This window comes from Streptomyces sp. NBC_01276, from assembly GCF_041435355.1.
GTDB lineage: Bacteria > Actinomycetota > Actinomycetes > Streptomycetales > Streptomycetaceae > Streptomyces.
Map to the genome: position 1 here is coordinate 7,887,625 of NZ_CP108442.1, position 25,510 is coordinate 7,913,134.

Below are 25,510 nucleotides of genomic sequence, written 5' to 3' on the forward strand. Positions count from 1 at the left end.
GACCGGCAGGCGCGGGCCGCGGCTCAGACCGTGGTCGCGGTGGTGGTTCGCGCCCGCCGGTCGCGGACGGCGGGGACGACCGCGGTCAGCATCGCGACCCCGGTCAGGGCGAAGGCCCACGGATATCCGGTCGCCGCCGCCAGCCATCCGAAGGCCACGGCACCGACGCCCATGCCGACGTCGTAGGCGATGTTCCACAACGCGCTGACGGTGCCGTAGCCGCCGGTGGGGGCCCGTGCGTACATCACCGTGATCGTGGCGTTCTGGAGGACGCCGAAACCAGTGCCGAACACCCCCGCGGCGACGACCACGGCGACGGGCTCGGCGGTCAGCACCATCAGCAGCGTGCCGACGGCCGACAGCAGCAGACCGGGCAGCACCAGGCCGGCGGAGCCGCGCCGGTCGCCCAGCCTGCCGGCCAGCCAGCGGCCCGCCGTGGCCGTCGCGGGCTGGACGAACAGCGCGACGGCGACCGCGCCCGTGGCCGCACCGTGCACGGCGAGCGGCAGGAAGGTGACGACGATCCCGGAGACCATGGCCGCGAACGCGAAGACCACGGCCGGGCGCCGCAGTCCGACCGAACGCAGCCCTTCGGCGATGCCGACGGCACGCCCCGACGCGCCGACCCGGCCGGGCAGGCCGGCCACCGAGGGGATCGCCACGAGCGTGGCCGCGGCGCCCACCGCGAAGACCGGCCCGTAGCCCGCGTGCGCGGCCAGCCACACCCCGAGCGGCAGCGCCACCAGCGCGGGCACCCCTCCGACGATGCCGACCACGGCCAGGCCCTCGCCGCGCCGTTCGGCCGGGATGAGCGACGCCGTCAGCGCACCGCCCGCGACGAGGGTGAACCCGTAGCCCAGTCCGCGCAGCAGGCAGACCGCGACGATCCACCACAGGTTCCGGGAGAGGGGCAGCGCCAGGGCCGGCGCGCCCAGCAGGCCCAGGCCGACGGCCAGTACGACGCGGTAGCCGTAGCGGTCGACCAGGGCGGGCGTCGCGAACTCGCCCGCCACCGTCGCCAGCATCAGCGCCCCGGTGGCCAGGCCCGCCGCCCCGCCCCCGCCCGCGGGGGTCGCGTACGTGGGGACGACCGAGAGCAGCAGGTGGAAGCCGGCGGAGGCGCCCAGCACGGAGACGAAGCGCAGCAGCAACGGAGGTGTCAGCAGGGGCGGGCGCACCACGAGCGGCGGGGCGGCGGCCTTGGGTGTTTCGGTCACGGCATGACGCTAAGTGGCCTACCGGATCGCCGGTAAGCTCCAGTTCCATGCCGTTGGAGTGGTCCAGTTCCCCGCCCGAACTGCTCCTGGTCGTCGACCGGGGAAGCGGTCTTCCGCTGCGCGCCCAGCTGGAACACGGGCTGCGGGACGCGATCCGCACCCGGCGCCTGGATGTGGGAGAACGGCTGCCGTCCTCGCGGGAGCTCGCGCGGACGCTCGGTCTCTCGCGCGGTCTGGTCCAGGACTGCTACGCCCAGCTCCAGTCCGAGGGCTACCTGGTGACGCGTCCCGGCTCCGCCACACGCGTGGCGGCGGGAGCCGCGCAGACGCCCGGTCTCCCGCAGCCGCGGAACGAGGCCCCGCGCCTGGTGGCGGACTTCCGCTGGGGAGTACCGGACTTGGGCACCTTCCCGGTCCGGGACTGGCTGTGGGCCACCCGGGAGGCCGCCCGCGCCATGCCGACCGCCGCGTTCGACTACGGCGACCCGCGCGGCAGCGCGGTCCTGCGCGAGGTCCTGGCCGGGTACCTGCGCCGGGTACGCGCCGCCGTGGCCGCACCCGGGCACATCGTCGTGTGCAACGGCTACGCCCAGGGCCTCGGGCTCGCCCTGGGCGTACTGGCCGACGCCGGCGTGCGGACGGTGGCCTTCGAGGACCCCGGCTCACCCGCCACCATCGGCGGGGCCGCCGCGGCGGCCGGCCTGCGCGCCGTCCCCGTACCGGTGGACGAGCGGGGAATCGACGTGGACAGGCTGGCCGCGACCGGCGCCCGCGCCGTCGTCGTCACCCCCGCCCACCAGTGGCCGACCGGCGTCGCGCTGGCCCCGGAGCGTCGGCTGGCCCTGATCGAGTGGGCCCGCGGGCGCGACGGGGTCATCATCGAGGACGACTACGACGCGGAGTTCCGGTACGACCGCGAACCCGTCGGCGCGCTCCAGGGCCTGGCCCCCGACCGGGTCGTCTCCCTCGGCACCGTCAGCAAGTCCCTGGCGCCCGCCCTGCGGATCGGCTGGATGGTCTGCCCACCCGAGCTGGTCGAGCCGCTGACCGCCCGCAAGTACCGGAGCGACCGCGGGACCCCCACCCTCGACCAGCTGGCCCTCGCCGGCCTGATCGAGTCCGGACGCTTCGACCGCCACCTGCGCCGGATGCGCGCCACCTACGCGTCCCGCCGTACCGCCCTGCTCGCCGCGCTGGCCGAACACGCCCCCGAGGTGCCCGTCACCGGCCTCGCGGCCGGATTCCACGCCGTCGCCCACCTGCCCGTCGGCGTGGACGAGCACCACGTCGTCGCCGCGGCCCACACCCGGTCCGTCGGCCTGTACGGCATGAGCACCTGCCGCGCATCACGTGCCGACGGGCCCGCGCAACTCGTCCTCGGCTTCGGCAACGTCGGGGTACGGGCCATCACGGACGGCATCGCGGCCGTCTCCGACCTGCTCACCGGCCGATCGCGCGCTGAGGCCGGCGGGCCCTGTGAGGAAGCCCGCCGGCGGTGACCCGGTGTCCGCCGGGGCCGGTCGGCCCCGGCGGACCGGCTCACTTGGACTGCGTGGAGACGCTCACACCGCTGAAGTCCTGCGCGGCGGCGAGGCTGAAGTAGACCCAGCCGGACGGCGGGTTGTCGATCGTCAGCGTCTCGCCGTTCCCGGCATTGGTGGACTTCGCCTGGTAGTTGGCGGTGGTGGCCCAGGTGCTGCCACCGTAGTAGAGGTCGGCGTTGCCGGTTCCTCCGCTGCTGGTGATGGTCAGCTGCTTGACACCGGCGGGCAGGTACAGGAAGTGGTAGCTGTAGTTGCCGGTGGCGGCCGCGAGGTTGTCCCGGCGGCAGTTCTTGTCGAACTGACGGGCGTCGCTGATGGTGCACAGCGGGGTGGACTGGGCCTCCGGCAGCGGGCCGCAGTCGTTGGTCGCGCAGGTGGTCGACAGCCAGGTGGCGAAGCCGGCGTCGTAGCCGGTGCCGATGGTCTGCTTCAGGAAGGTGCGGGCACCGTTCCAGTCACCGGCGCGGTACTTGCCCAGCACGGTCTCGACGTCGGCGGGGTGCGCCTGGAGCATGTAGCGGACCGCGAGGAAGCCCCAGCGGTAGACCCGGTTCGAGTTGACGTCGGGGTCCCCGTCCTGGTTGTAGACGGTGTCGAACAGGTCGCTCAGCTTGTACGTGTTCTTGGCGGCCTCGGCGATCGCGTCGGAGTTGCGCACGCCCCGGTAGCCGTACGAGATGTTCTCGGCGATGCCCTCGACCCACCAGATGGTCGGCGTGGTCAGGCTGGCGTCGAAGTCGCCGGCCATGTTGTAGCGGCCGTCGAGGTAGTGCGTGTACTCGTGGTTGAGGTTCCAGATCTGGAAGTCCGGACGCAGCCAGCTGGCCTCGTGGGCGATGAAGCGGGCCTGGTTGCCGGGGGCGGCCGGGTTGCCCTCCTCGTACATGCCGCCGTTGTCGACGTCGATGTTGTAGATGGCCCAGGCGTACAGCGCGTACTGGGTGTAGTCGTCGAAGACGACGACCTCGAGGTTGGTGTTCACGTCACCGGGGATCGCGCCCTTGTCGCCGATGACCCGGTGGAAGTAGGCGTCCTGGTTGACCAGGCTGGTGCAGGTGCTGTCCAGCTGGCCGGGGGACATGTCCTGGGCGCGGATCTTCAGGCCCGGGGTGCACGTGCGCTGGATCGGCAGGACCAGCGGGAGCACGCGCTCGCCCAGGTCGCAGATGGCGTAGGCCGCGCAGTTGTTCCTGTCGTACTGGCGCGTGTACCAGCCCAGGTTCATCGTGATCGGCGCGGTGGGGCCGACGTTCGGGTAGCGGTTGATCAGGTCCTTCAGCAGCGGCCGGACCCGGTCCTTCAGCTCGGGGACGTCGAGGGCGTAGCCGAGGTAGCGGCCGACGTTGCTGACGACGTCCAGGCGGTTCAGCTCCGCGCCGTTGCGGGTGATGAAGCCGGCCCAGGTGTCCAGGATGGCGGGGTCGGCCTTGAGGGCGGCCCGCCAGCCGCGGGCGTCGTTCTTGGCCTTGAAGCCGTTCTCGACGACCCATTCGACGTGCTGCATGGAGAGGTTCATCTGGCCGGGCCACGTGCCGTCGTAGGCGCCGAGCATCCACTTGACGACGCCGGCGTACCGGCCGGCGGCGTGGGTGCTGTCGATCAGCGTGACGACCTCGTTGAGGATCTCGCCGTTCGCGTCGGTGACGTCCTTGCTGCGCGGGGAGGCGAAGAAGGCGTCGAGCGCGCCGCGCGCCGAGCCGTCCAGCGCCGTGCCGTAGTCGCCGACGACGTCCGCGTGGTTGTCCTGCACGTAGTAGCCGGCGCGCAGGAACAGCACCAGCTGCCCGATGGCGGCGCTGTTGTTGCCCGAGTAGGTGGCGGAAGCGTCGCGCAGCGCGTCGGCGACGGTCACCATCTGGGCCTCACGGAAGGCCTTCCGCGCGTTCTCCCCGGTGAGGCTGAACAGCGGGTACGTACAGTCGATCCGGGGGAGGGCCTTGAGCTGCTGGACCAACGCGCCGCCCGTGGCGTTGATCACGCCGGAGAGGTCGCCGCACTCGTCCCCGGCGGCGGCCGAGGACTGCCGGTCGGCCTTGTCGGCCTTGTCGGCCTTGACGGGCTTGGTGGTGGGGGCGGGGGCCGTGGCGGCCTCCTGGGTGCTGTCCTGCGAGGAGATCCGGAAGCGCGAGCTGTTGCGCAGCGCATCGGGCGACTTGGGGACCGGGATCGACCGCGGCGCGGAGGCCGCGGTTCCACGTGCGTTCGCACCGGCAGGGGCCGTGGCGCCGACGGAGGCGGCCTGGCTCGGTGGCGTGAACAGGCCGAGCGCAATGAAGACGGCTGCGCCGAGCGCAGGAAGTCTGCGCGCGCCGGCCTTCGATATGCGGAAGGGATGCATCTGTGGGGGCCTCCGGGGCCGTTGTGCCGCGTGCTGGGGACACGGGCAGCTGATGTGTGACATGTAAAATTTCACATGTCGCAGCGTGCCGGAAGTCTTTTGGCCAGATTCTCGGCCACCGGAATTGAAACGTTGTCAACTTCCGGCCCCCGACCGTGAGGTCGCCCGGCGTCGCATCGCCAGGACGCCTGTTACGGGCCGGCGGCGGGCCCGGGGAGCGGGCGGCCCGCTGGCCGCTGAGGGCCTCGGACCGTCCCGCGTCAGGACTCGACCCTCGGGACCTTGAGCTTGGCCCAGGACGTGGGGCCCGGGGTGCCGTCGGCGTCCGAGCCGGTGTAGCCGAGTTGGTGCTGCCAGGCCTGGTAGGAGTCGACGTCGCCCGAGCCCCAGACGTCGGCGTTCGCCGTGCTCCGGTAGTGGTCGCAGCCGACGTCGACGAGCCGGTCGTGCATGGCGGCGATGACCGGGCTGCGGCGGCCGGCGGTGAAGAACCCGCCGCCGGGGAAGGGTTCGAAGGCGGGCGCGGGGGGTGTCCAGCGCCAGGAAGTGACGGCGGGGCCGCCGCGGGGATCGCTGGGGTCGGCGGTGGGCGGGCACTGCCCGTCGGGGTAGCGGGGGGCGAAGTAGCCGGTGACGTAGCTGCTGCGGCGCGGGTTGGAGTGCGACCAGACGCCGTTGCCCTGGCCGTGGTCGACGGAGCCGGCCTGGATGCTGTTGCCGCCCTTGGTGTAGACGGTGTCGGCGTCGAAGCCGGTGACGATCTCGGTGTGGGCGCCGTTGCCGAAGTTGACCCAGGCGCCGACGGAGGGGTAGTCGGACCACTGGCCGCGAGCCTTGGCCCAGGCCGTGAAGGTGCTCACGTTGTCGACCTTGGGCACGATCGCGTCGAGACCGGCGTCGTGGTACATGCACCAGTCGAAGATCACGCACCAGGCGACGCCGTCCTCGCCGAACTCCTCCCCCCAGCGTGTGTAGTTGTCCCAGCCGTCGTGACTGTTCCAGCCCTCGTAGATCTGTTCGCGGACGGTCATGAGGTGGTCGGTGAGCTGCTGCCACTGGGGTGTGCTCATGGGGGTGCCTCCAGGTGGGACGGGGTCGCGGGTGACGTTCCGGCCTTGGTGCCGCGCAAGCCGGCGGCGGGCGGTGCGCAGGGGCGGGCGTCCTGTGCTGCGGGCAGCCGGACGGGGCCGTGCGCGGTGAGGTAATCGGAGTCGTCGGTTTTCATGAGGATCCCCGGGAGTTGGTGGCCCGATACCGCCCTGAGCTGCTGAAACGATTCAGCTGGATCTCGCGGATGCCGGGCGTTCCGGAATGCCGGCCGAAGGCGCCCGACCGTCCCCGCGCGGAGCCCGCGACAGCCGGGTGGGTCAGGGTCCGGAAGACTAATTGAACGCGTTCAGCCCGACTGGCAGAATGGATCCGCGCAGTCGGCCGGGCGGCACGACCGTTTCGTTTCGACGCAGTGCGAGGGAGGGGTGACCGTGGATCAAAGGCGTTCGTACGGACGGGTGCTGGTGGTCTCGGTGCTGGTGGGCTGTCTGGAGGTCGCGCTCGCCCTCGTGGTGGTCCTCCTGTACGTCCGGACGCAACCCCCGCCGGACACCCCGGTCGACCGCTCCGCCCTGGCGGCGGGGCTGCTCTCCTTCAGCGTGGTCATCGGCGTGATCGCGCTCCTCCTGTCCGTGGTCTTCGTACTGCCGGCCGTGGCACTGGGCGATCTGATCGGCCGTCGGATCGGCGGACGCGAGGCGTGGTGGGTACCGGCGGTGGTGGCTGCCCTGGTGGCACCACCGGTCGTGGCCTTCGCGGCGTACAACCACGTGGAGGGGCGGAGCGCGCTCGTCTTCTGGGCGGTGGCGACGGCCGCGCTCTCGCTGGGCGGTCTGGTCGCCCGGATCCGGCGCCGGGGACTGGTCGGGCAAGTGACCTTGTGGGGTTCGGCGGTGGTGGCGGGAACGGGCCTTCTCGGCGCCCTCGGCTTCGCCGCAGGCCTGCTGCCCGCCTACGCGCCGCCCGCGATCGGTCCGTCGACCGTGGCCGGCACCTGGGTCGACCACACCAGCGGGACGCTGGTCTTCACCCCGGACGGCCGGGTCACGGCCTCGGGCGTGGGCGAACACGCCCCCGACGATCCGCCAGGCGGCCCGTCACGGAGTTGTTCGGGCTCGGGAACCTGGTCGTACGAGCCCGGACGCGACGTCTGGACCCAAGAGGTCCGGGTCCGCGTACCGGGGTGTTCCTGGCAGGTGTGGAGCGTCGGCGGCACCGACCGGACCCCCCGTATCTACCGGCACGTCGGTCGCCCGGACTCCGGAAAGCTGTACCAGCTGCGGAAGGCCGTCGACGGCCCGTGACGCCGGGCGTGTCAGCGCGGGGTCAGGGGCCGTGGTGCAGTCTGGTCGTCGTGACCGGGAGAGTGAGCGGGCCGGGTCGCGAGGGAGAGGTGCCCGGAGTGGTTGATCGGGGACCGGCCATCGGCCGTTCGGGTTCCGTCGGGATCCACGCAGGTTCGAATCCTGCCCTCTCCGCCGTACGCACCGTACGCACCGTACGCCGACGACGGCCCACCCGGGAATGCCGGGTGGGCCGTCGGGGCGGGGTCAGTTGTTCTGCGTGGCGTCCGTATCCGCCTGCGAGGCCGCGCTGTCGGCGGCGTCCAGCTTCGCCTGCATGTCCGCGGCCCGGCCGTCGGTGCCCGCCGACTGCTCCGCCTTCGGGTGGGCGGCCGTGCCGCCCCCGCAGCCGGTCAGCAGCAGGACGGCCCCGGCGGCCAGGGCGGTGAGTACGGAGGCACCGCGCCGGGCGGACCTCACTTGGACCCCTGCGCGCTGCACCAGGTGGAGACGGCCTTCAGGTCCTCCTGGCGCTTCTGCAGGGTCGGCACCAGGTTCTTGCGGAACGTCAGGCGGTCGTTGAGGTACGTGTGGATCTCGGTGTGGCCGGCGTTCTTCGCCTCGGTGACGCGCTGCTCCAGCCGGGCGACCGAGCCCGCGACGGTGGCGTCGCCGTTCAGCCGGGTGAGGGCGGCGCTGATCCGGGCCTCGGTCTTCGGCAGGCGCTTGCAGATCGACTTGGCGCCATCGCCCTTCGGCGCGGACTTCGCCGAAGCGGAGGGGCTCGGCGAGGCGCCTGCGGCCTGCGCGGGGCCGGCGGACAGCAGTGCACCGGCCAGGGCGACGGCGCCGATCGCGGCGGCGGTCCTACGGTTCGCGAGCATGGTGGTGTTCCCTTCGGTGCGACGGGCCGACGCGTGGGCGTGCCGGCCGAGCAGGACGCTAGGGAGCCTTTTTGTGGATTCCTTGTGACCGCCGCACCGCCGCACCGCCGCACCGCCGGAGCGGCCGCACCGCGCCGCTCCGGGCCCCCGGGGCTCGTCCGAACCCCGCGCCCGTCAGTCGCCCCGGGAGATCCAGTCGCGTCGTGCGGGCAGCCGCACGGTCGGTTCGTCGTCCGAGACCAGCGGGAGCCGCACCTCGAAGCGCGCGCCCGTCCCGCCGGGTACCTCGCCGAGGACGACCGTGCCCCGGTGCAGCGCGGCCTGCTGGGCCACCAGGGTGAGCCCGAGGCCGGAGCCCGGGCTGCCGGGCCGGTGGTGGAACCGGCCGAAGACGGCCTCGCGTTCGGCGGGCGGTACACCCGGCCCCTCGTCGTCCACCGTCAGCACCGCGAAACCGCCCCCCGCGTTCAGCCGGACCGTGACCCGCGGCGGCTCGCCCGGCCGGTGGCCGTGCACCACCGCGTTGCGCAGCAGATTGGCGAGCATGATCTTCAGACCGGAGTCCCAGCCGAAGATCCGCAGCTCCGCCGGCAGTTCCACGTCCAGGACCAGACCCGACCCGCCGTGCCGGCGCGCCGCCTCGTCGGCGGCCGAGTCCACCAGCTCGCACAGGTCGAGCGGGGCGAAAGCGGAGACCTCCACGAGGTCGCCGAGCGCGAGCATCCGCAGCGCGCCGAGCAGTTCCAGCAGCCGGGCGTGGTCGCTCCGCAGGTCGCGCACCACCTCGGCCCGTTCACCGGGGGAGAGGTCGGGGTGGGCGGCGAGTACGTCCAGGTCCGTCTGCATGCTCATCAGCGGCGTACGCAGCTCGTGCGAGGCGGCGGAGGAGAAGGACCGGGCGGTCTCCAGCGCCTGCGCGGTCCGCGCCGCCTGCTCGTCGTAGCGGGTGAGGAGCTGGCCGATGGCCGTGGACAGTTCGTCCACCTCGGCGATGTTCACGGGAGTACCGACGAAGGCGGCGGCCCCGGCCGCCGGGTCGAGTCCGGCGGCCCGCCGGCTCAGCCGCCGTACGGACGCGGTGGCGCGCCCCGCCAGTCCGTACGCGAGGAGTCCCGACACCGGGGCGGCCAGCAGGGCCACGAGCAGCACCCGCCGCCGTACGGCGGCCACCTGCGGGTCGGTGCTCGAAGCCGCCGTGTAGATCCACAGGTTTCCGGGCACCGCGCCGGTCACCGGCACGCTCAGCACCCGCCAGGCGTGGCCCTTGGCGCGGACCGTGACCGGGCCCTGCGGGGTCCGGTCGGGCAGCCGGACCGCCGCGTCGGGCTGCGGACCGCCTTCCAGGACGGTCGCTCCGTCGGCGCCGCGCACCCGGATCCCCGCGTCCAGGACGTCACCGAGCACCTTGCGGTGCTGGTTCTGCTCCGCCTTCGGCCGGCCGTTGCGGTCGGCGGTCAGCAGGGCCCGTACGTCGGGCAGGACGGCCGACGCCCGGTCCTGGAGCCGCGCGTCCTGTTGCTGGCGCAGGTCGCGGCTGACGAGTCCGAGCACCAGCAGACCCGCGGCCAGCACCAGCAACGGCATGACCACGGTGACCGAGAGCGCGATCCGGGTGGCGAGCTTCACGATCCGCTCCCCGCGCCGGGCACGCGCAGCACGAACCCGACGCCGCGTACCGTGTGGATCAGCCGGGGGCGTCCGCCCTCTTCCAGCTTGCGGCGCAGGTAGCTGACGAAGGTGTCCACCGCATCGGTGCGCACCTCGAAGTCGTAGCCCCACACCCGGTCCAGCAACTGGTCCCGGGTCAGGACGATGCCCGCGTTGCGCACCAAGGCGGCCAGCAGCTCGAACTCCCGCCGGGTGAGGTGGACCTCGGTCCCGCCGTGGTGCACCTGGCGGGTCGCCTGGTCCATCTCCAGCGGTCCGGCACGCAGTACGTCCCGCTCGCCGCGCGCCGGGCTGCGCCGCAGCAGGGCGTGCAGTCGCAGCACCAGCTCCTCCAGTGCGAAGGGCTTGACGAGGTAGTCGTCGGCGCCCGCCTGGAGCCCGGCGACCCGGTCGGCCAGTTCGTCCAGGGCCGACAGCATCAGGACGGGGGTCTCGTCCCCGCGTGCGCGCAGGCTCCGGCACACCTCCGTACCGGTCAGCCCCGGCATGGACACGTCCAGGACGAGCACGTCGGGGGGCCGCGCGTCCACCTGGGCGAGAGCGCCGGGCCCGTCCTCGGCGAGGACCACGGTGAATCCGCTCAGCCGCAGTCCGCGCTCCAGCGAACGCCGGATGGCGGCGTCGTCGTCCGCCACGAGCACCACTGCCGTGTTCATGCTGCCTCCCGCACTGCCCCTGCCCGGACCGGGCCCGACCCTCTCACAGCCGTCCACGCCGACCGGAGGCGGCCCCCGACCGGAAGGCGGGGTTCAGGTGAGCCGCTCGGTGTCCACGTCCAGGACGAGGACCTCCCGGTCGGCCGCGACCACCAGGGCCCCCTCGGTGTCGAACGTCAGACCGGTGACCGGGGTCACGGCGACCGGCGTACCGTCCACCGTCGCGCAGGCCATGGCCGAGAGGCCGCTCGGGTGGCCGACGAGCGCACACCGCGGGGTGCCGGTGCGCAGGTCCCACACGAAGACCTCGTCGCCGTCGTTCCCGGGCAGCCGCGACAGTCCGACCGGCTCGCCGTCCACCGCGCCGCACGCCACCTTGAGGGTGCCGGAGCCGGTGACCCGCGTGCGGTGCCCGGTGAAGGCCGCGGTCGCCCGCCCGGTCGCCGGATCGAGCACCGCGACCCGCCCGCCCAGGGCCGTCACCAGGACCGCGGCGCCGTCGACTTCTCCGCAGGCCATCGCGCCGGATGCGCCCGCGACCACCGAATGGAGGAAGGGGTTGAGCATTCCACCGGCCGCCCATCGGGGGCGCGCGACCAGACCCTCGTTCAGCGCATCGGCGAGGTCGGCCGCCCCGTACCGGGCGGCGTCGAGGGCGAGGAGCCGGTGCCGGCGAGCGGGGGAGGCAGTGCGGTGGGCGACGGCGGAGGCCGTGTACACGGCCCGGACGGTGCGGCCGGCGGCCGTGTGCGCGTGCGGCAGGGCCGGCAGCAGGGTGTCGGGGTCGGAGTGGACCAGGTAGCCGACGTCGGAGAGCAGTGCGTCGAGCCGGCCGGCGGCCAGGGCGTGCGTGGCCAGGTGGCGCAGTGCGTAGGGATGGGCCCGGGACCAGTCGCGGGTCGCGTCGGTGCCGTAGGGCACGTCGCCGAGGACCTCGACGAACGCCCGGTGCACCGCACGCGCGACCACGGTTCCCAGGTCCAGCGCGGCCGGGATCCGCCCGGCCGTGGACGGGGCGTTGACGGCGTCCGCGAGCAGCCGGGGGAGGGCACCGGGGCGTGCCTGCTCGAAGGGGCGGGTCGCGGTGACGATCACCAGGCCGGAATCTCCGGGTCCGGTCCAGTCGCGTTCCATGCCGTTCAGGGCTGCGGCGGCGGCCTGGTTGCCGCCCGTTCCCGAGTAGCAGGTGTCGAGCACGAGGAGGAGGCGACGCAACGGGGTGTCCATCAGCAGGGCTTCGGCCAGCCGGACCGTGGGCAGCAGGAAGGCTTCGTCGGCCGGGTCCGCGTCCGCGGCCATGAGGACGTGGCGGCCGTTCTCCAGGATCTGCCCGTGACAGCCGAGGTACATCACGACGTGGTCCTCGGGGCGGATCCGCTGCCTGCACAGGGCCCGCAGCAGCTGCGTCAGGTCCGCCTCGGAGGGGTCGATGCCGGGTTCCGGCAGGAGGCTGTACCCCGGGGTGCGGGTGAACAGCTCGATGATGTCCTTGCGGGCCCCTTCGAGGGACGGCACGTCGAGCCGCGGGTCCCGGCGGTAGCGGGCGACGGCGGCGGCGACCAGCGGCCGCCGACCACCGGCGGGATCGGGGCCCGGCCCGGGACCGGGGTGGGCCGTCAAGCGGTCACCGCAGGCCGGCCGCCACGGCCTCGCCCGTCCGTCGTTCCGTCAGATACGTCCGGATGCCGTGGGCGTGGGCGCCGTTGTGGGTACGGACGTCGAGGACGCGCGCCCCGAACCGTGGGCGGAGGTCCTTCTCCAGCGCGACGACGCTGCAACTGCCGGACCACTGCGGGGTATGCGGCGGACCGACGCCCCCGCCGGGCTTTGCGCAGAACCGTGGCGGGCCCGCACCGAGCGGTGTGTCAGCGTGGGGTCAGGGACTCCCGTGCAGTCTGGTTGTCGTGACCGGGCGGGTGCCTGGCCCGGTCACGAGGGAGAGGTGCCCGGAGCGGTTGATCGGGGACCGGCCACTGGTCGTTCGGGTTCCATCGGGATCCACGCAGGTTCGAATCCTGCCCTCTCCGCCGTGTGGGTGCTCCGTCGAGGGGAGCCGTCCGGGGAGCGGTGCGTCCGCTGTCCCCTGCTCCTCGCGCGCCGCCGACTACGATGCGTGGCATCGGCGGGGCAGGGCGGCGGGGCGGAGGGGTGGCGCGTGAGCGGGTACGGCGCGGGCGGGTACGGGGATCCGGCGGGCGGTGCGGCCGGCCCGACGCCGGCGGGACGGCCCGCCCAGGGCGCCCCGCCGGACCGGCAGGGGTACCCGTACCCGTACTCGTACCCGGCCCCGCAGACGGGATCCCCGTACGCGCAGCCGGTTCCGCCACAGGGACACCCTTACAACCCGGGCCCTTACAACCCGGGCCCTTACAACCCCTACGCCCCGTACGTGCCGCCGCCCGTCGAGCCCTCCCGGGGCAGGAAGATCCTGCGCGCGGTCCTCAATCCGCTGTACGCCGCTCAGCGGACCTTCCGTCCGTCACGTCGCGGGATCGTGCACGATCCACAGGTGCGCCGTCTCCAACTCTGGCGGACCGCACTGGGGCTGGCCGCCTGGGTGGGCCTGACGCTCACCTACAAGGCCGTCGTCGGCACCGACGAGGTCAAGGCGCTGGCGGACGACCGCTTCGACCAGAGCTGGTCCAGCGTCCTGGTTCTGGTCTGCACCTTCCCCGTCGTCGTGGGCGGCTTCGTGGCCGCCGCCAGGGGCGGGCTGCGGCGCGTGTACCTGCGACGGGCCCTGCGCCCACTCGGCGCGGTGACGGCCATCATGGTGTCCATGGGCACCTCGGCGCTCGCGATGGCCCCGGAACTGGCGGGTCTGCGCGATGCCGTCGGGCTGCCCGGAAAGATCGTCATCGCGGTGCTGTGCCTGTGGTCGATCGGGTTCGCGCTGTACGGCATCGGCCTTTCGCTCGTCCACGTCTTCCGTACCGCCGACATCCACGAGGTGGTGCCGCCCGTCCTCGCGGGTGTCCTGGTGTGGGAGATGGCGCTGCTGGACGTGGTCACGGGTGCCTATCCGCAGGTCCCGGCGGGGGTCCGGGCGGTCTTCGTCCTCGGCGCGCCCGTCACCGTCACGGCCCTGTCCTGGTGGGAGTTGCGCCGCCTGCGCCGTCATCACGGACTGACGGTCCGGGGAGCGCTCGGGCGCTGACGGCCTGACAGCGGGGGCGCCCCGGAGATGCCACCACCGCGTGTAGCGGTGCGGTGGCCCCGCACGTCCCGTAGGCCCGGACGCGATCCGCTCCGTACGACGCCACGCCCGGCCGTGCGCGGCGGTGCGCGGCGGTTGTGGGCCGGCGCCGACGCCTGCCGGGGCGTCAGCCGGGAAGGGCGTCGGCCAGGCCCGCGCCGAGGAGCAGGAAGGCCCGGTCGGCGGCGGCGACGGCCTCGGGGTACACCTCGTCGGCCGGTCGGCCCGCCTGCACCTGGTCGCTGTTGCGGTCGGCGAGGGCGCGCAGGACGGTGATGACCTGCACCGAGGCGAGCCGCGCGGTGAGCTCGTCCGCGCCGGCCTCCTCCAGTGCCTCGGCGAGGGCGGCGATGCTGCGTCCGGCGTACCGGAGCAGCCGCTCGCTGAGGCTCGCCGTCGTGCTGAGCAGCCGGGCGAAGGCCAGGGCGTCCGGGTCGGAGGTGAGCCCGGTGACGGGGTCCCGCCGGGCCAGGGCGTCGAGCTCGTGGGCGTGCAGGGCGGCCAGTGGGCTGGTGCCGGCCGGGCGGGCGCGGACCACGCGGGCCGATTCGTCCTCGTGGTCGGCGAACTGCTGCAGGACGAGGTCTTCCTTGGTCGGGAAGTAGGTGAACAGCGTGCGCTTGGAGACCTCGGCGGCCTCGGCGATCTCCACGATCGACACGTCGTCGAAACCGCGGCTCAGGAACAGCCGCAGCGCCGCTTCGAAGATCGTCTGCCGGGTGCGCTGCTTCTTGCGTTCCCGCAGCCCAAGTTGCTCAGTCATGCGCCCACGATAGCAATGGGGATACCGAGGAGAAACTTGCACCTGGTATAGTTCTCTACCAAGTGAAGGAATCGTCCTTGGAGGCTCCATGAACGTGCAGGTCACCGGTGTCATCGTCGTCGGGGCCGGCGGCGCCGGACTCACGCTCGCCACCGAACTCGCCCTCGTCGGCGTACCGGCCGTCGTGCTGGACCGGCTGCCCGGCCGCAACCTCCAGTCCCGCGCCGGGGCGATCCAGCCCCGGACCGCCGAGATGCTCGCGCTGCGCGGCCTGCTGGACGACGCGCTCGGACGCTCGATCGACTACCGGCTGGTCGGCGGCCACTTCGCGGGACTGCCCGTCCCCCTGGACTACGCGGCGTGGGACACCCGCTATCCGCACCCGGTCCTGCTCCCGCAGGACCAGCTGGAGGCGGTGCTGGAGGACCGGCTCACCGAGCTCGGCGGTCAGGTGCTCAGGGAGCACCGGCTGACCGGCCTGGAGCAGGACGCCGACGGCGTCACGATCGCCGTGACCGGGCCGGGCGGGGACCTGTCCCTGCGGGGCCGCTACCTCGTCGCGTGCGACGGCGCCCACAGCAGCGTGCGCAAGATCATCGGAGCCGATTTCCCCGGCGAGGCCGCCACCGTCCGCATGGCCACCGCCGATCTGCTGCTCACCGGGGACGTGGACGACAGCTCCGCCGGACACATCAGCTCGCGGATCCACACCACGCCCCAGGGCCATTTCGCCATGATCACGCCCCTGGCGAACGGACTTCACAAGATCATCTTTAGTGGCCCCCGGACCATGCTGGCCGAGCGCGACGCCCCGGTGACGGCCGAGGAGGTCCGCGAGGTGCTGCGCGCCACCCACGGTGGGGCGCTCGACGTCGCCGAGATCCGCTACGCCTCCAGGTTCAGCAACGCCAGCAGGCAGCTGGAGCACTACCGCCACGGTCGCGTGTTCTTCGCCGGTGACTCCGCGCACATCCACTCCCCGGCCGGAGGCCAGGGGCTCAACCTCGGCGTGCAGGACGCGTTCAACCTCGGCTGGAAGCTCGCCGCCGTCCTGCGCGGCGATGCGGGCGAGGAGCTGCTGGACACCTACCAGACCGAGCGGCACCCCGTCGCCGCGCGGGTGCTCGCCCTCACCCGGGCGCAGGGGGTGGTCATGGGGCCGCAGCGCGACGGCGGTCTGGGCGAGCTGCGCGACGTGCTCACCGACCTCCTGCGCCTGCCCGACGCCAACCGGTACATGGCCGGTGTGATGGCCGGGCTCGACCTCTGCCTCCCGTCTCCCGACGCCTCGGCCCATCCGCTGCTCGGCCTGCGGATGCCCGACCTCGACCTCGTCGTCGACGGCGAGCGGGTCCGGTTCAGCCACCTGACGCGCTCCGGACGCGGCATCCTGCTCAACCTCACCGACGCCCCGCTCGCCGTCGCGGCTCCCTGGAGCGACCGGGTCACCCACGTGCGTGCCCGGGCGGAATCCGGCGAGACCGACGCCGAGGCCATACTCGTCCGCCCCGACGGCTACGTCTGCTGGGCCGGAGGCGCCGGTCTCACCGAGACGCTCACCCGCTGGTTCGGCCCCGGCGACCTCGTGGCCGCTGGGATCGTGGGGGAGTCCGGCTGAGGGCCTTCGAGCGGGTCGGCGCGGTGGCGGTGAAGCGGTACCGCCCCGACGGACCCGTCACCCACGAAGGCCCGGGCCCGCTCGCCGGTCACGACCGGGACGGGTGAACGCCCTGTGCATGCGCGGTGTCCGGGGAAGTCCCCGCACACCGGTGCCCGCCCCGGCGGTACTCCGCGCGAGCCGCTCAGTAGGGCCGGGCCCGCTTCGCGAAGGCCGGCGACAGCTCGTTCTGCGCGGCGCGCGGGAAGGCGACGGTGTCGGGGTTCCCGTCCGAGACGTACCGGCTCTTTCCGGCGGCGAGCTTGTCCAGCCAGCGCGAAGAACCGAACTCGGCATCCTCGTCCTTCGGCCCCGCCGAGCGGATCCGGGGGATCGCACCGGGGGTGAAGGCCTTCGCGAAAGGCGAGACCGACGGGTTGGCCCCCACGAGGTACACCCCGTCGTAGCGGTAGCCCGTTCCCCGCGCGGCCACCCCGGCCGGCTCGGGCATGGCGCCGAAGGGCAGCGCGAGCGAGGTGACCCGCGTCCCGGGTGCGGCCTTCTCGATCGCCTGCTGGCCGGCCGAGATCGCCCTCGCGGCGCCCGCCTGGTCCAGTGAGCGCAGGTTCTCATGACGGTCGGTGTGGTTGGCGACCTCGTACCCGTGCCCCTTCAGCCAGGTCAGGGCCTTGGCGGAGCCCGTGGCCGAGAAGGCGTCCGCGTTGACGAAGAAGGTCGCCACCGGCTTGAACGCGGGGTACTTCTTCGCGGTCTCCGCCAGGATGGCGACGGCGGTGTCCGGGGCCGGGGCGCCGTCCGCGCCGAGCCGCACCTGACTGTTCGTCGAGTCGTCGAAGGTGAGGACCACCGGGTGGGCGCCGGCCGGGATGTCGATGCGGCCCGTCTGGAAGTCACCTGCCGTCACCGGCACGTAGTGCTCCCGCGCGAGGCGCTCCAGCTCGGCCCGGAAATCGGCCGGTGTGCGGTCGTAGACGCTGTTCGGCTTCGCGGTGAGCTGGTGGTACATCAGCACCGGCACCTGGCCGAGTTCGTTGGCGCCGATCTCCGCCGGGTCCTTCGCGGCGGCGGGGCCGACCGCCGCCTGCGAGGCGGTCGTACGGGCTTGCCCGGTGGCCGTGGACGGCCCCGTGGAACAGCCGGTGGCGAGCAGGGCGGCGGCGCCCGCCAGGGCGCCGAGTGGGACGAGCGGGTGGCGCATCAGGAGCCCTTCCGAAAGGTGGGTGACGCGCCATACCTACCGGCGAAGAGAGCCCCGGTACCGCACTGTCCCCTGCATGGCGTAGCCGCCACGCCGAAGGCGAGCCGGGCCGTTCGTGTGAAATATCGGCGGAACCAGTCGACCGGCACACGCAGCGGCAATGAATGGAGGCAACATCCGGCCCGCACCCCCGGCACGAAGGACGTCACGATGCCCCGCACCCGCATACCGCGCTCCGGCCCCTCCCGCAGTCTCCGCCGCCCGGCACGCCGCGGCGCCCTCATAGCGACGACCGGGGCGCTCGCCCTGGCCGGGGCGGGCGTCGGAGCCTGGACGTTCCTCGCGCCGGGTCCGGGCATCCAGGGCGTGAGCGACGGCGTCGTTCTCGACGCACGCGCGGCCGCACAGGTCAGCGCCTATCTCGCCGCAGGCGCGTCCGGCGGCGGAAACGGGCCGCACGCCACCCTGGACGGCGCGGCGGTCCCCCTCACCGCCGAAGGCGCCCGCCTGAGGATCGGCCTCCCGCACCTCAAGGAAGGCCGGCACACCCTGGTGGTGGCGGGCGGCAGCAGCCTCCCCTTCGCCTCGTACCGCAAGGTCGTGGGCTTCAGCGTGGACACCACCCCGCCGGAGCTGAAGGTGGCCGACCCCGTGATCAAGAACGCCGCCGCCCCCGTGACCATCACGGGCAACGCCTCCGGTGACGCCGACGTGAGCGTCAACGGCAAGAAGGTCCCCGTCGACAAGGCCGGTGCCTTCAAGGCCACGGTGCCGAAGGGCACGCCGCTGGTCACGGTCAAGGCGGTGGACCGCGCCGGAAACACCACCACCAAGGACGTGTCCGCCCGCGGGCGCCGTCCCATGATCCGTGCCGCGCACATCACCGCCATCGGCTGGGGCGACGACACGCTCCGCGGCGGCATCCTCGCCCTGGTCCGCAGCGGCAAGCTCAACGCCGTCGAGCTGGACGTCAAGGACGAGGACGGCGAGGTCGGGTACGCGTCCCAGGTGCCGCTGGCCCGCCGGATCGGCGCGGCCAAGGGCTACTACGACGCCCGCAAGGCGATCGCCGAGATCCACGCCGCCGGCGCCCAGGTCATCGGCCGCATCGTGGCCTTCCGCGACCCCAAGCTCGCCGCGGCCGCCTGGAAGGCCGGCGAGCAGGACCAGCTCGTGCTGACCCCGTCGGGGCAGCCGTACGACGGCGGCCACTACGGCGCCCTGTCCTTCACGAACTTCGCGAACCCCACGGTCCGCAAGTACAACCAGGACCTCGCCGTCGAAGCGGCCCGGCTCGGCTTCGACGACGTCCTCTACGACTACGTGCGCCGGCCGGACGGCCCGCTGTCGCACATGCGCTTCCCGGGCATCGGCACCGCCACGCCCGAGCAGTCCATCACCTCGTTCGTCGCCGACACCCGGACCGCGCTGCGTCCCCACGCCAAGTACCTCGGCGTCTCGGTCTTCGGCATCGCCGCGACCCGGCCCACCGAGATCGCACAGGACATCGGCGCCCTGGTCAAGGTGACCGACTACGTCGCGCCGATGGTCTACCCGTCCCACTGGGCGCCGGGGGAGTACGGCGTCGCACAGCCCGACACTTCCCCGTACGCGATCGTGCAGCGTTCGCTCGCCGACTTCGCCCGCCAGGCGAAGGGCACGCAGACCGAGATCGTCCCGTGGCTGCAGGACTTCTCGATGGGCAGCGCCTACGGGCCGGCCGAGGTGGCCGCCCAGATCAAGGCCGCCGAAGCCAACAAGATGAGCTCCTTCATCCTCTGGAACGCCGGCGCCCGCTACCAGGGCGCGGCGCTCCAGCAGATCGCCAAGCGCTGACAGGGCCCGGCAGGAGGCCGGGCAGGAGGCCGGGCAGGAGGCGGGTCCCCGGCTCCGGGGGCCCGCCGAAGCGCGTTCAGGCCTTGAGGATCCGTCCCGACACCGCCAGGGTGAGGCGCCGCGGCGTGAGGGCGGAGGCGAGGGCGGACACGCGGTTGGCGAGGCCGGCGACGATGCTGGGCGGGGTCTTGCCGCGCTCCAGCGCCCGGCGCGTGGCGGTCACGACCTGCTCCGGGGTGGCCATCCGGCCGACGGCCGCGTCGCGGCTGCCGACGACCTCGAAGAACTCCGTGCTGACCGGACCCGGCGATACGGCGAGCACCCGCAGCGGAGAGGAACGGGTCTCGTAGCCGACGGCCTCGGTGAAGCTCAGGACGAAGGCCTTGGTGGCGCCGTAGACCGCCATCGCAGGGGTCGGCTGGTACGCCGCCGCGCTCGCGACGGTGACCAGCGCGCCCCGGCCGTCGGCCGCGAGATCGGGCAGGAAGGCCCGGGTGAGCTCGGCGACGGCCACGACGTTCAGCTGGATCATCTCGTTGATCTGCGAGACGTCCTTCCGGACGAAGGGGCCGTGGCTGCCGAACCCTGCGTTGTTGACGAGGGTGTGGACCGTGATCCCGCGGGCGTCGAGCTCCGCGCGCAGTGCGGCCGCGGCACCGGGCAGGGCGAGGTCGGCGGCGACCACGTGGGCCGTGACGCCGTAGCGCTTCTCCAGATCCGCCGCGAGCCCTTCGAGCCGGTCGAGGCGGCGGGCCACGAGTACGAGGTCCGCTCCGCGCTCGGCCCACTGGCGGGCGAACTCGACACCGAGACCGGCGCTTGCCCCGGTGATCAGGGCCACGGTTCCCTGGTATGTCATAGGCATCGTCGGCTGCTCCGTTTCCACGTGTTGACGGTCTCGAATGTAGGCGGCGCCACCATTGTAGTCAATGACAACATCAGGAGAGGGGAGCCCGCCTTGACCGAGGGGCCCTACCACCACGGCAACCTCAGGGCCGCTCTGCTGGAGCGCGCGGAGACCGTCCTCACCGAGTCGGGTGTGGACGGCCTGTCCCTGCGCGCCCTGGCACGCGATCTCGGCGTGAGCCACGCCGCGCCGTCCCGCCACTTCCGCGACCGGCAGGCACTGCTGGACGCCCTCGCCGTCTGCGGCTTCACCCGGCTGAACGAGCGCCTGCGGACCGCCGCGGAGGCGCCCGGGCCGGTGCCGGCGCGCATGGCCGGCCTGGGACGGGCGTACGTGGAATTCGCCGTCACCCACGCACCCCTGCTGGACCTCATGTTCAGTGCCAAGCACGCCGACGACTCCAGCGCCGAACTCCGGGAGCTCGGGCACCGCAGCCTCGACACGACCGCCGACCTCATCGCGCAGGCACAGGCGGAGGGCACCGTCCGCGCGGGCGACCCGGCCCGGCTCGCCCAGGTCGCCTTCTCCACGGTGCACGGGCTGGCCACACTGGCCCTGGGCTCCCTGCTCGACGACACCCCGCTGGGGGAGGCCACCGACCTGGCCCTGGACGTACTGCTGACCGGCCTGCGCCACCCCGACCGCTAGGGGGTGTCTGACGGATCTCCGCGGCGTCGCGACGCCCGGCACGCACTCTCGCCGCACCGACCGAAAGCCCAAGTACGTCCGGTACGCGGGCTTTCGGTCGGTGCGGCGAGAGCACGCACCGGACGCCGCTCCTTCCCCACGGACATCCGTCAGACACCCCCTAGCCTCGGCGCCCGCTCCTCCGCGCCCCGGGCAGCGCGGGGTGCGGAGGAGCGGGTTCACCCGACGGGCCCGCGTCAGCCCGGGTAGGTGATCGAGCCCAGCGGCGGGCAGGGGACGAGCACGGTGGCGGCGTCGGGGCGTTCGATGAAGGCGCGGGCTGCGGCGGCCCGCTCGCGCCGGGATTCCAGCTCCTCGGCGTGCCAGGCGTCGCGCCTGGCCAGGGAGTCGTCCCACGAGCCGTCGATGAGACTCAGGCTGGTGTTGCCGGAGCTGCGCTGGAACTCCGCCTTCACGGCGGCCTGTCGGAGGGCGGTCTGGGTCGCGGCGAGATCGATGCGGGTGATCAGGACGCCGGCGGTGTTCGGTTCCCGGGTCGGCATGGGGGCCTGCGGGAGCAGCGACACCCCGGTGTCGAGGCGGCCGATGTTCTCGACGCTCGCGTTCTGGGCGTCCTGCGTCATGATCTGGATTTCCTGGTGCAGCCAGAAGAACTCGTCGAGGTCGGCCTGGGTGATGCGCATCCGCTGGTACAGCGCCCGGAACCGGGAGTCGTGGTGCAGCGGGCGTATGGGGGCGATGTGGAGCGCGACGCAGTCGTTGAAGCCGGCTGTCACCGCGGCGTCGAGGTGGAAGAGGAGCTGGTCCGTCTGCCCGTGCGCGATGGCCAGGCCGCCGAGGGTCGCGTGGCCCGCGGCGACGAGCCACGTACCCTCCGGGCCGAGCGCCGCGGCGCGCGCCATGACGTCGTGGAGACCCGTGACGGCGTCGACGCGCTGTGGGGCGCCCAGGAACGCACGCGCGAGCGAAGAGGGGGCGTCGTGCACCGGTACCGACGCGGCGGGGCCATCGGTCAGGAGCGCCACCTGCAGTTCGTGCAGGCGTGTGGCCAGTGAGTTGACGGTGTCGATCATGGATCTCCTCGGAACTCGATGGTGAAGAACGAAAGGGGTGTTGAGCCTGTGGTGATCCCCGTGGAGATGACGGGCGGACGCGATGAGAGGTTCCTGTGCGTCCGCCGCGGCGTCACCCCCGTCGCACCGGGGCGGTCGTCGCGGCAAGCCCCTTCTCCGGCCGGCCGATCGGGGCCCGGGGATCTCGGGCCGGAGGGGTTCGCACCCCGCTCTGGATCCGGAAGACCTCATCGGTGAAGAAAAAGAACCGTTCCGGCTGTCCGGACGGAACGGGATGTCAGTGCGGCTCTGTACCTTGCGGCCATGGGCATCTACCTGGTCAGCGTCGGCGCGAAGGAGTGGTTCGGTGAGGAAGAGGGAGATTGGGGGGCCACCGCCGCGGCCCTGAACCGCGAGCTGAAGCAGCGCGGGCTGCCCCCCTACCTGTCCGTGCCCGAGGAGGCCGTGTTCGTCCGCGGCTCCGGGCAGTCCTTCGAGGAGAAACTCGTCCCCTCCATGGACGGGTTCGGTGCCCTGTGCGAGGCACACCTCTCGACCGAGGAGGCGGACTCCCTCTGTCGCTGGACGGTGCTGGTGCCGGTGCCCCTCGACAAGGACGTCTGGCTGCCCGCTGACGCCGGGTACGACGTGATCGCCGGCGCACCCCGGATACTGGCCCTCGCCGAGCGGCTGGCGGGGGCCATCGGCCTGCCTGCCGACATCCCGGCGGCGTGCGACAACCTCCAGCTGACCGGTTGGTTCCTGGACGGAGCGGCCGAGGGACGGGCGGCCACCCGGCCGGGACCATGGAGCGAGGACCTGGGAACGGCCTTCTACGTCGCCCTGTTCCTGCGCGCCGCCCAGCACTCGATCCGGCGCGGCTGCCCCATCGTCTACTCCTGAGGGGAGTTGCAGGCGGCAACACCTGGCCGGTGGAAGGGAGAGGGATGCTCAAACCGACCACGGACCTGCTCGTGATCCACACGACCCGGCTGGAGGCGTGCCGGGACTTCTACGCCGGGCTCGGGCCGCCGTCCCGGTACGGCAGCCGGGCGGTTCGCGGCCGACCCGCGCGTGCGACGGGGCGGGCACGGGGGAGAAGCTGATATTCCATCAGATGTCACCCGCCCGCCGCCCACCGAGAGGGCTCGGTCCATGCCGTACCCGCTGATGCTCCGACGACGCTTGCACAGGCTGCTCACCGCCTCCCTCGGCGCGCTGCTCGCCGTCGCCGCCACCACCGCCCCGGCACGGGCAGACGTGGGGAACGTGACGGAGTACCCGATCACGACCCTCGACAGCTTCCCCGCCGGCATCACGACGGGCCCCGACCGGGCCCTGTGGTTCACCGAGTCCGGGGTCAACCGGATCGGGCGCATCACGACCGGCGGCGCCGTCACCGAATTCCCGCTGCCGAACGCCGACAGCGTCCCCCAGAACATCACCCAGGGCCCTGACCGCGCCCTGTGGTTCACCGAATACACCGGCAACAGGATCGGCCGGATCACCACGCAGGGCCAGGTCACCGAATTCCCACTGCCCGGCCCGGGCCGCTTTCCCCTCGGGATCGCGCTCGGCGCCGACCGTGCGCTGTGGTTCACCGAGTCGGGAACGAACGCGATCGGACGGATCACGGCCGACGGCACGGTGACCGAGTACGCCCTCCCCACGCCCGACAGCTTCCCGTACTACATCGCCCCCGCCCCCGACGGCTCCGTGTGGTTCACCGAGCTGCTCTCCGGCAAGATCGGCCGGATCAGCCGGTCCGGGCACGTCACCGAGTTCCCGCTGTCCAGCGACTTCTCGTTCCCCAGCGGCATCGCGGCCGGACCCGGCGGGATGTGGTTCACCGCGAGCGGGCTGAACTCGGTGGGACGCATTACCCCGCGCGGTGACATCAAGCTCTTCCCGATGCCCGTCCCCGACTACCAGGTCTACGACATCACCCGCGGTCCGGACGGACACATGTGGTACGCCGTACAGTCCGGCCGCATCGGCCGGATCAGCGGAAGCGGCGCGATCACCGAGTTCGAAGTCCCGGGAGGCGCGGACAAGGTGCCCTTCAACATCACGACCGGGCCCGACCGGAACATCTGGTTCACCGAGCTGCTGGCCGACGCCGTCGGCCGTGTCCAGGCCCTTCCGGGCCGCGGGGCACCGGCGGCCCACCCGGCGCCGGCGGGCCGCCCCCACCATCCGCTCCACCCGGCACCCACGGAGCACCGCCCACACCACCTCGTGTCCGGCCGGACCGGCTGGCCCCCGCGGTGATCCCCGCAGGCCCGGCGTCCCGGCGGGATCCGGGCGGGGCGCGGGCCTGACCGGTACTGCGGCGGCGGTGATCAGCTCACGCTCATCCCTCGCTCCGGCCACAGGCCCCGCTCCGCGTGCAGCGCGTGGAGCTTCCGCGAGGCCTTCAGGAACGTGTGGTCGACCAGCGCGTCCTGGACCGTCGAGGTGCGGGAGGCCTTGTCCATGGTCAATCGCCGCTCGAAGTTGCCGGGGTCGTCTCCGAATTCGTACTCCACGCCCTCTTCGGTCTCGGAGATCTTCCGGAAGTACACGATCGCAGCCATCCACCACTCCTCTTCGACACGGCCCGGTGCGCCCCTGAAGGGTCCCCCGGATTCTCGCGTACCTCGCACCGGCCCAGGCGGGCCGGGCAGCGCGCAGGATCCGGGCGCTCGGCCGGCCCGTGACCGGGGGTTCGTTAGGCTCACGGGAATGGAAGCCCGCACCCCGCCCGTCCTCCTCCTGTCCTCGCCCCGCACCTCGACCGCCGAACTCATCGCCCGGGCAGCGGCCTGGCGCGGCTACGACGTGACCGAGCGGGCGGCGCGCGCCCGAGGACGCCGGGTGCACTGGTACGGAGGCCCCCGTGCGGCCGCACGCCTCGCCGGCCCGCTGGGCCTCGGGCTGCTCGAACCGGCCGACGACTGGCTGACGCACGTACCGCACCCCCTCCTGCGGCGCGGCCTACGGCTCACCACCCTCGCCGAGGCCCGGACGCTGCGGGAACGGGCCTTCGTGAAGCCGCCCTCGGCCAAGATCGACCTGCTGCCCGCCGCCGTCCACGGGGACGGGACCAGCCTGCCCGGCGGGCTCGACGGCTCCACGCCGGTCCTGGTGAGCGGCGTGGTCGAGTTCGCCGCCGAGTACCGGCTGTTCGTCCTCGACGGCGAAGCCGTCACCGGTAGCCGCTACGCCGTCCACGGACGCCTCGACCCGGCTCCGCTGGACGCCGAAAGCCGCGCCTTCGGCCGTACGGTCCTCGACGCGACGGCCGCCGGTCTGCCCAGCGCGGTGTGCCTGGACATCGGCCGGCTCACGGACGGAGGCTGGGCGGTGGTCGAGGCCAACATGGCATGGTTCGCCCACTGTTACGCCGCCGAACCGGACCGCGTCCTCGACACGGTGCTCCGCGCCGCCGGCCCGATCACCGCGGTATCCGACCGGGACCGGCCGCACCTGAGCCCGTCGGCGGCTCCTCCGGCGCCGGCCATCGCGGCAGGGTGTCAAGGGCCGGCCTGAGTCGTGTCGGAAACGGACACGAGACCCATAGCCGCCCGGGATCCTGCCGCACCGCACGTCGACGTGCTGTCATGTGGCAAGGGCTCGGCTCCCGTGACCCACGCGATCCGGCGAGCAACAG

At 72.9% G+C, this 25,510-nt stretch carries 23 protein-coding genes, 1 tRNA gene and 1 pseudogene; 11 read left to right on the forward strand and 14 right to left on the reverse strand.

The genetic code is table 11. From position 1 onward, the window contains the following. Positions 1-23: 23 nt before the first annotated feature. Positions 24-1,217, reverse strand: a complete 1,194-nt coding sequence (locus tag OG295_RS35375) for an MFS transporter (RefSeq protein WP_371680743.1) — start codon at positions 1,215-1,217, stop codon at positions 24-26. A 47-nt stretch (positions 1,218-1,264) separates the two neighbouring features. Between OG295_RS35375 and OG295_RS35380 the strand changes: the two genes are divergently transcribed. After that, entirely contained in the window at positions 1,265-2,716 is a 1,452-nt protein-coding gene (locus OG295_RS35380; protein ID WP_371680744.1) for a PLP-dependent aminotransferase family protein, read from the forward strand. 40 nt (positions 2,717-2,756) lie between these two features. On the opposite strand, the gene OG295_RS35385 is transcribed toward OG295_RS35380, so the two are convergent. The 3 genes from OG295_RS35385 to OG295_RS35395 all read right to left on the reverse strand — a co-directional run bounded on the left by OG295_RS35385 (position 2,757) and on the right by OG295_RS35395 (position 6,324). Beyond that, positions 2,757-5,099, reverse strand: coding sequence for a collagenase (locus OG295_RS35385; RefSeq protein WP_371680745.1), 2,343 nt, complete (start codon positions 5,097-5,099; stop codon positions 2,757-2,759). A 260-nt stretch (positions 5,100-5,359) separates the two neighbouring features. Next, positions 5,360-6,169, reverse strand: a complete 810-nt coding sequence (locus OG295_RS35390) for a peptidoglycan-binding protein (protein ID WP_371680747.1) — start codon at positions 6,167-6,169, stop codon at positions 5,360-5,362. Then, entirely contained in the window at positions 6,166-6,324 is a 159-nt protein-coding gene (locus tag OG295_RS35395; RefSeq protein ID WP_371680748.1) for a hypothetical protein, read from the reverse strand. The genes OG295_RS35390 and OG295_RS35395 overlap by 4 nt, the downstream gene beginning before the upstream one ends. 256 nt (positions 6,325-6,580) lie before the next feature. On the opposite strand from OG295_RS35395, the gene OG295_RS35400 reads away from it, so the two are divergent. Together OG295_RS35400 and OG295_RS35405 are read left to right on the forward strand one after the other, a co-directional pair. Beyond that, positions 6,581-7,453 carry a hypothetical protein gene (locus tag OG295_RS35400; protein ID WP_371680750.1) on the forward strand — a complete coding sequence of 291 codons (873 nt, stop codon included), beginning with the start codon at positions 6,581-6,583 and terminating at the stop codon, positions 7,451-7,453. Between the two features lie 83 nt (positions 7,454-7,536). Then, positions 7,537-7,627: transfer RNA gene (locus OG295_RS35405), tRNA-Asp, on the forward strand. 72 nt (positions 7,628-7,699) lie between these two features. Here the strand turns inward: OG295_RS35405 and OG295_RS35410 are convergent. From OG295_RS35410 to OG295_RS35430, 5 genes are all read right to left on the reverse strand, one after another. Next, positions 7,700-7,912, reverse strand: a complete 213-nt coding sequence (locus tag OG295_RS35410; RefSeq protein ID WP_371680751.1) for a hypothetical protein — start codon at positions 7,910-7,912, stop codon at positions 7,700-7,702. Next, a complete protein-coding gene (locus tag OG295_RS35415; protein WP_371680752.1) occupies positions 7,909-8,316 on the reverse strand; it encodes a hypothetical protein in 408 nt (135 codons plus the stop codon). Before OG295_RS35415 ends, OG295_RS35410 begins: the two co-directional genes overlap by 4 nt. Before the next feature lie 174 nt (positions 8,317-8,490). Continuing rightward, on the reverse strand, positions 8,491-9,942 hold the full coding sequence (locus tag OG295_RS35420; RefSeq protein WP_371680753.1) for a sensor histidine kinase: 1,452 nt from the start codon (positions 9,940-9,942) through the stop codon (positions 8,491-8,493). Further along, on the reverse strand, positions 9,939-10,640 hold the full coding sequence (locus OG295_RS35425; RefSeq protein ID WP_371680754.1) for a response regulator transcription factor: 702 nt from the start codon (positions 10,638-10,640) through the stop codon (positions 9,939-9,941). Before OG295_RS35425 ends, OG295_RS35420 begins: the two co-directional genes overlap by 4 nt. A 93-nt stretch (positions 10,641-10,733) precedes the next feature. After that, complete coding sequence (locus tag OG295_RS35430) at positions 10,734-12,260, reverse strand: hypothetical protein (RefSeq protein ID WP_371680755.1); 1,527 nt, start codon at positions 12,258-12,260, stop codon at positions 10,734-10,736. 316 nt (positions 12,261-12,576) lie between these two features. Here OG295_RS35430 and OG295_RS35435 point away from each other — a divergent pair. Both OG295_RS35435 and OG295_RS35440 read left to right on the forward strand, forming a co-directional pair. Next, positions 12,577-12,667: pseudogene (locus OG295_RS35435) on the forward strand. Between the two features lie 128 nt (positions 12,668-12,795). After that, a complete protein-coding gene (locus OG295_RS35440) occupies positions 12,796-13,797 on the forward strand; it encodes a hypothetical protein (RefSeq protein ID WP_371680756.1) in 1,002 nt (333 codons plus the stop codon). A gap of 166 nt (positions 13,798-13,963) precedes the next feature. On the opposite strand, the gene OG295_RS35445 is transcribed toward OG295_RS35440, so the two are convergent. Further along, positions 13,964-14,599 (reverse strand): TetR/AcrR family transcriptional regulator, encoded by a 636-nt coding sequence (locus OG295_RS35445; RefSeq protein ID WP_371680757.1) that lies wholly within the window; start codon positions 14,597-14,599, stop codon positions 13,964-13,966. 88 nt (positions 14,600-14,687) lie between these two features. On the opposite strand from OG295_RS35445, the gene OG295_RS35450 reads away from it, so the two are divergent. Next, positions 14,688-16,217 (forward strand): FAD-dependent monooxygenase, encoded by a 1,530-nt coding sequence (locus tag OG295_RS35450; RefSeq protein WP_371680758.1) that lies wholly within the window; start codon positions 14,688-14,690, stop codon positions 16,215-16,217. Positions 16,218-16,401: 184 nt separating this feature from the next. Here OG295_RS35450 and OG295_RS35455 read toward each other — a convergent pair whose 3' ends face one another. Further along, entirely contained in the window at positions 16,402-17,415 is a 1,014-nt protein-coding gene (locus OG295_RS35455; RefSeq protein WP_371680759.1) for a polysaccharide deacetylase family protein, read from the reverse strand. Positions 17,416-17,625: 210 nt separating this feature from the next. Between OG295_RS35455 and OG295_RS35460 the strand changes: the two genes are divergently transcribed. Then, positions 17,626-19,251, forward strand: a complete 1,626-nt coding sequence (locus tag OG295_RS35460; protein ID WP_371680761.1) for a putative glycoside hydrolase — start codon at positions 17,626-17,628, stop codon at positions 19,249-19,251. Between the two features lie 76 nt (positions 19,252-19,327). On the opposite strand, the gene OG295_RS35465 is transcribed toward OG295_RS35460, so the two are convergent. Then, on the reverse strand, positions 19,328-20,116 hold the full coding sequence (locus OG295_RS35465; protein WP_371680762.1) for an SDR family NAD(P)-dependent oxidoreductase: 789 nt from the start codon (positions 20,114-20,116) through the stop codon (positions 19,328-19,330). Positions 20,117-20,209: 93 nt separating this feature from the next. Between OG295_RS35465 and OG295_RS35470 the strand changes: the two genes are divergently transcribed. After that, complete coding sequence (locus tag OG295_RS35470; protein ID WP_371680763.1) at positions 20,210-20,806, forward strand: TetR/AcrR family transcriptional regulator; 597 nt, start codon at positions 20,210-20,212, stop codon at positions 20,804-20,806. Between the two features lie 236 nt (positions 20,807-21,042). Here OG295_RS35470 and OG295_RS35475 read toward each other — a convergent pair whose 3' ends face one another. Next, the gene (locus tag OG295_RS35475; RefSeq protein WP_371680764.1) at positions 21,043-21,879 is read right to left on the reverse strand and encodes a hypothetical protein; all 837 of its coding nucleotides are present in this window, start codon (positions 21,877-21,879) and stop codon (positions 21,043-21,045) included. 303 nt (positions 21,880-22,182) lie between these two features. Here OG295_RS35475 and OG295_RS35480 point away from each other — a divergent pair, with 303 nt between their 5' ends. Then, entirely contained in the window at positions 22,183-22,761 is a 579-nt protein-coding gene (locus OG295_RS35480) for a hypothetical protein (RefSeq protein ID WP_371680766.1), read from the forward strand. A 267-nt stretch (positions 22,762-23,028) separates the two neighbouring features. Then, positions 23,029-24,129 (forward strand): hypothetical protein, encoded by a 1,101-nt coding sequence (locus tag OG295_RS35485; RefSeq protein WP_371680767.1) that lies wholly within the window; start codon positions 23,029-23,031, stop codon positions 24,127-24,129. A gap of 71 nt (positions 24,130-24,200) precedes the next feature. Here OG295_RS35485 and OG295_RS35490 read toward each other — a convergent pair whose 3' ends face one another. Beyond that, positions 24,201-24,434 (reverse strand): hypothetical protein, encoded by a 234-nt coding sequence (locus OG295_RS35490; protein WP_371680768.1) that lies wholly within the window; start codon positions 24,432-24,434, stop codon positions 24,201-24,203. A gap of 148 nt (positions 24,435-24,582) precedes the next feature. Here OG295_RS35490 and OG295_RS35495 point away from each other — a divergent pair, with 148 nt between their 5' ends. Beyond that, positions 24,583-25,389, forward strand: coding sequence for an ATP-grasp domain-containing protein (locus tag OG295_RS35495; RefSeq protein WP_371680769.1), 807 nt, complete (start codon positions 24,583-24,585; stop codon positions 25,387-25,389). The last annotated feature ends 121 nt before the right edge of the window (positions 25,390-25,510 follow it).

Excerpts from the sequence above, each read along its gene's own strand:
- OG295_RS35380 (WP_371680744.1), top strand. The coding sequence starts at position 1,265 with ATGCCGTTGGAGTGGTCCAGTTCCCCGCCCGAACTGCTCCTGGTCGTC.
- OG295_RS35385 (WP_371680745.1), bottom strand. The coding sequence starts at position 5,099 with ATGCATCCCTTCCGCATATCGAAGGCCGGCGCGCGCAGACTTCCTGCG.
- OG295_RS35390 (WP_371680747.1), bottom strand. The coding sequence starts at position 6,169 with ATGAGCACACCCCAGTGGCAGCAGCTCACCGACCACCTCATGACCGTC.
- OG295_RS35395 (WP_371680748.1), bottom strand. The coding sequence starts at position 6,324 with ATGAAAACCGACGACTCCGATTACCTCACCGCGCACGGCCCCGTCCGG.
- OG295_RS35415 (WP_371680752.1), bottom strand. The coding sequence starts at position 8,316 with ATGCTCGCGAACCGTAGGACCGCCGCCGCGATCGGCGCCGTCGCCCTG.
- OG295_RS35425 (WP_371680754.1), bottom strand. The coding sequence starts at position 10,640 with ATGAACACGGCAGTGGTGCTCGTGGCGGACGACGACGCCGCCATCCGG.
- OG295_RS35445 (WP_371680757.1), bottom strand. The coding sequence starts at position 14,599 with ATGACTGAGCAACTTGGGCTGCGGGAACGCAAGAAGCAGCGCACCCGG.
- OG295_RS35450 (WP_371680758.1), top strand. The coding sequence starts at position 14,688 with ATGAACGTGCAGGTCACCGGTGTCATCGTCGTCGGGGCCGGCGGCGCC.
- OG295_RS35455 (WP_371680759.1), bottom strand. The coding sequence starts at position 17,415 with ATGCGCCACCCGCTCGTCCCACTCGGCGCCCTGGCGGGCGCCGCCGCC.
- OG295_RS35460 (WP_371680761.1), top strand. The coding sequence starts at position 17,626 with ATGCCCCGCACCCGCATACCGCGCTCCGGCCCCTCCCGCAGTCTCCGC.
- OG295_RS35465 (WP_371680762.1), bottom strand. The coding sequence starts at position 20,116 with ATGCCTATGACATACCAGGGAACCGTGGCCCTGATCACCGGGGCAAGC.
- OG295_RS35475 (WP_371680764.1), bottom strand. The coding sequence starts at position 21,879 with ATGATCGACACCGTCAACTCACTGGCCACACGCCTGCACGAACTGCAG.
- OG295_RS35480 (WP_371680766.1), top strand. The coding sequence starts at position 22,183 with ATGGGCATCTACCTGGTCAGCGTCGGCGCGAAGGAGTGGTTCGGTGAG.
- OG295_RS35485 (WP_371680767.1), top strand. The coding sequence starts at position 23,029 with ATGCTCCGACGACGCTTGCACAGGCTGCTCACCGCCTCCCTCGGCGCG.
- OG295_RS35490 (WP_371680768.1), bottom strand. The coding sequence starts at position 24,434 with ATGGCTGCGATCGTGTACTTCCGGAAGATCTCCGAGACCGAAGAGGGC.
- OG295_RS35495 (WP_371680769.1), top strand. The coding sequence starts at position 24,583 with ATGGAAGCCCGCACCCCGCCCGTCCTCCTCCTGTCCTCGCCCCGCACC.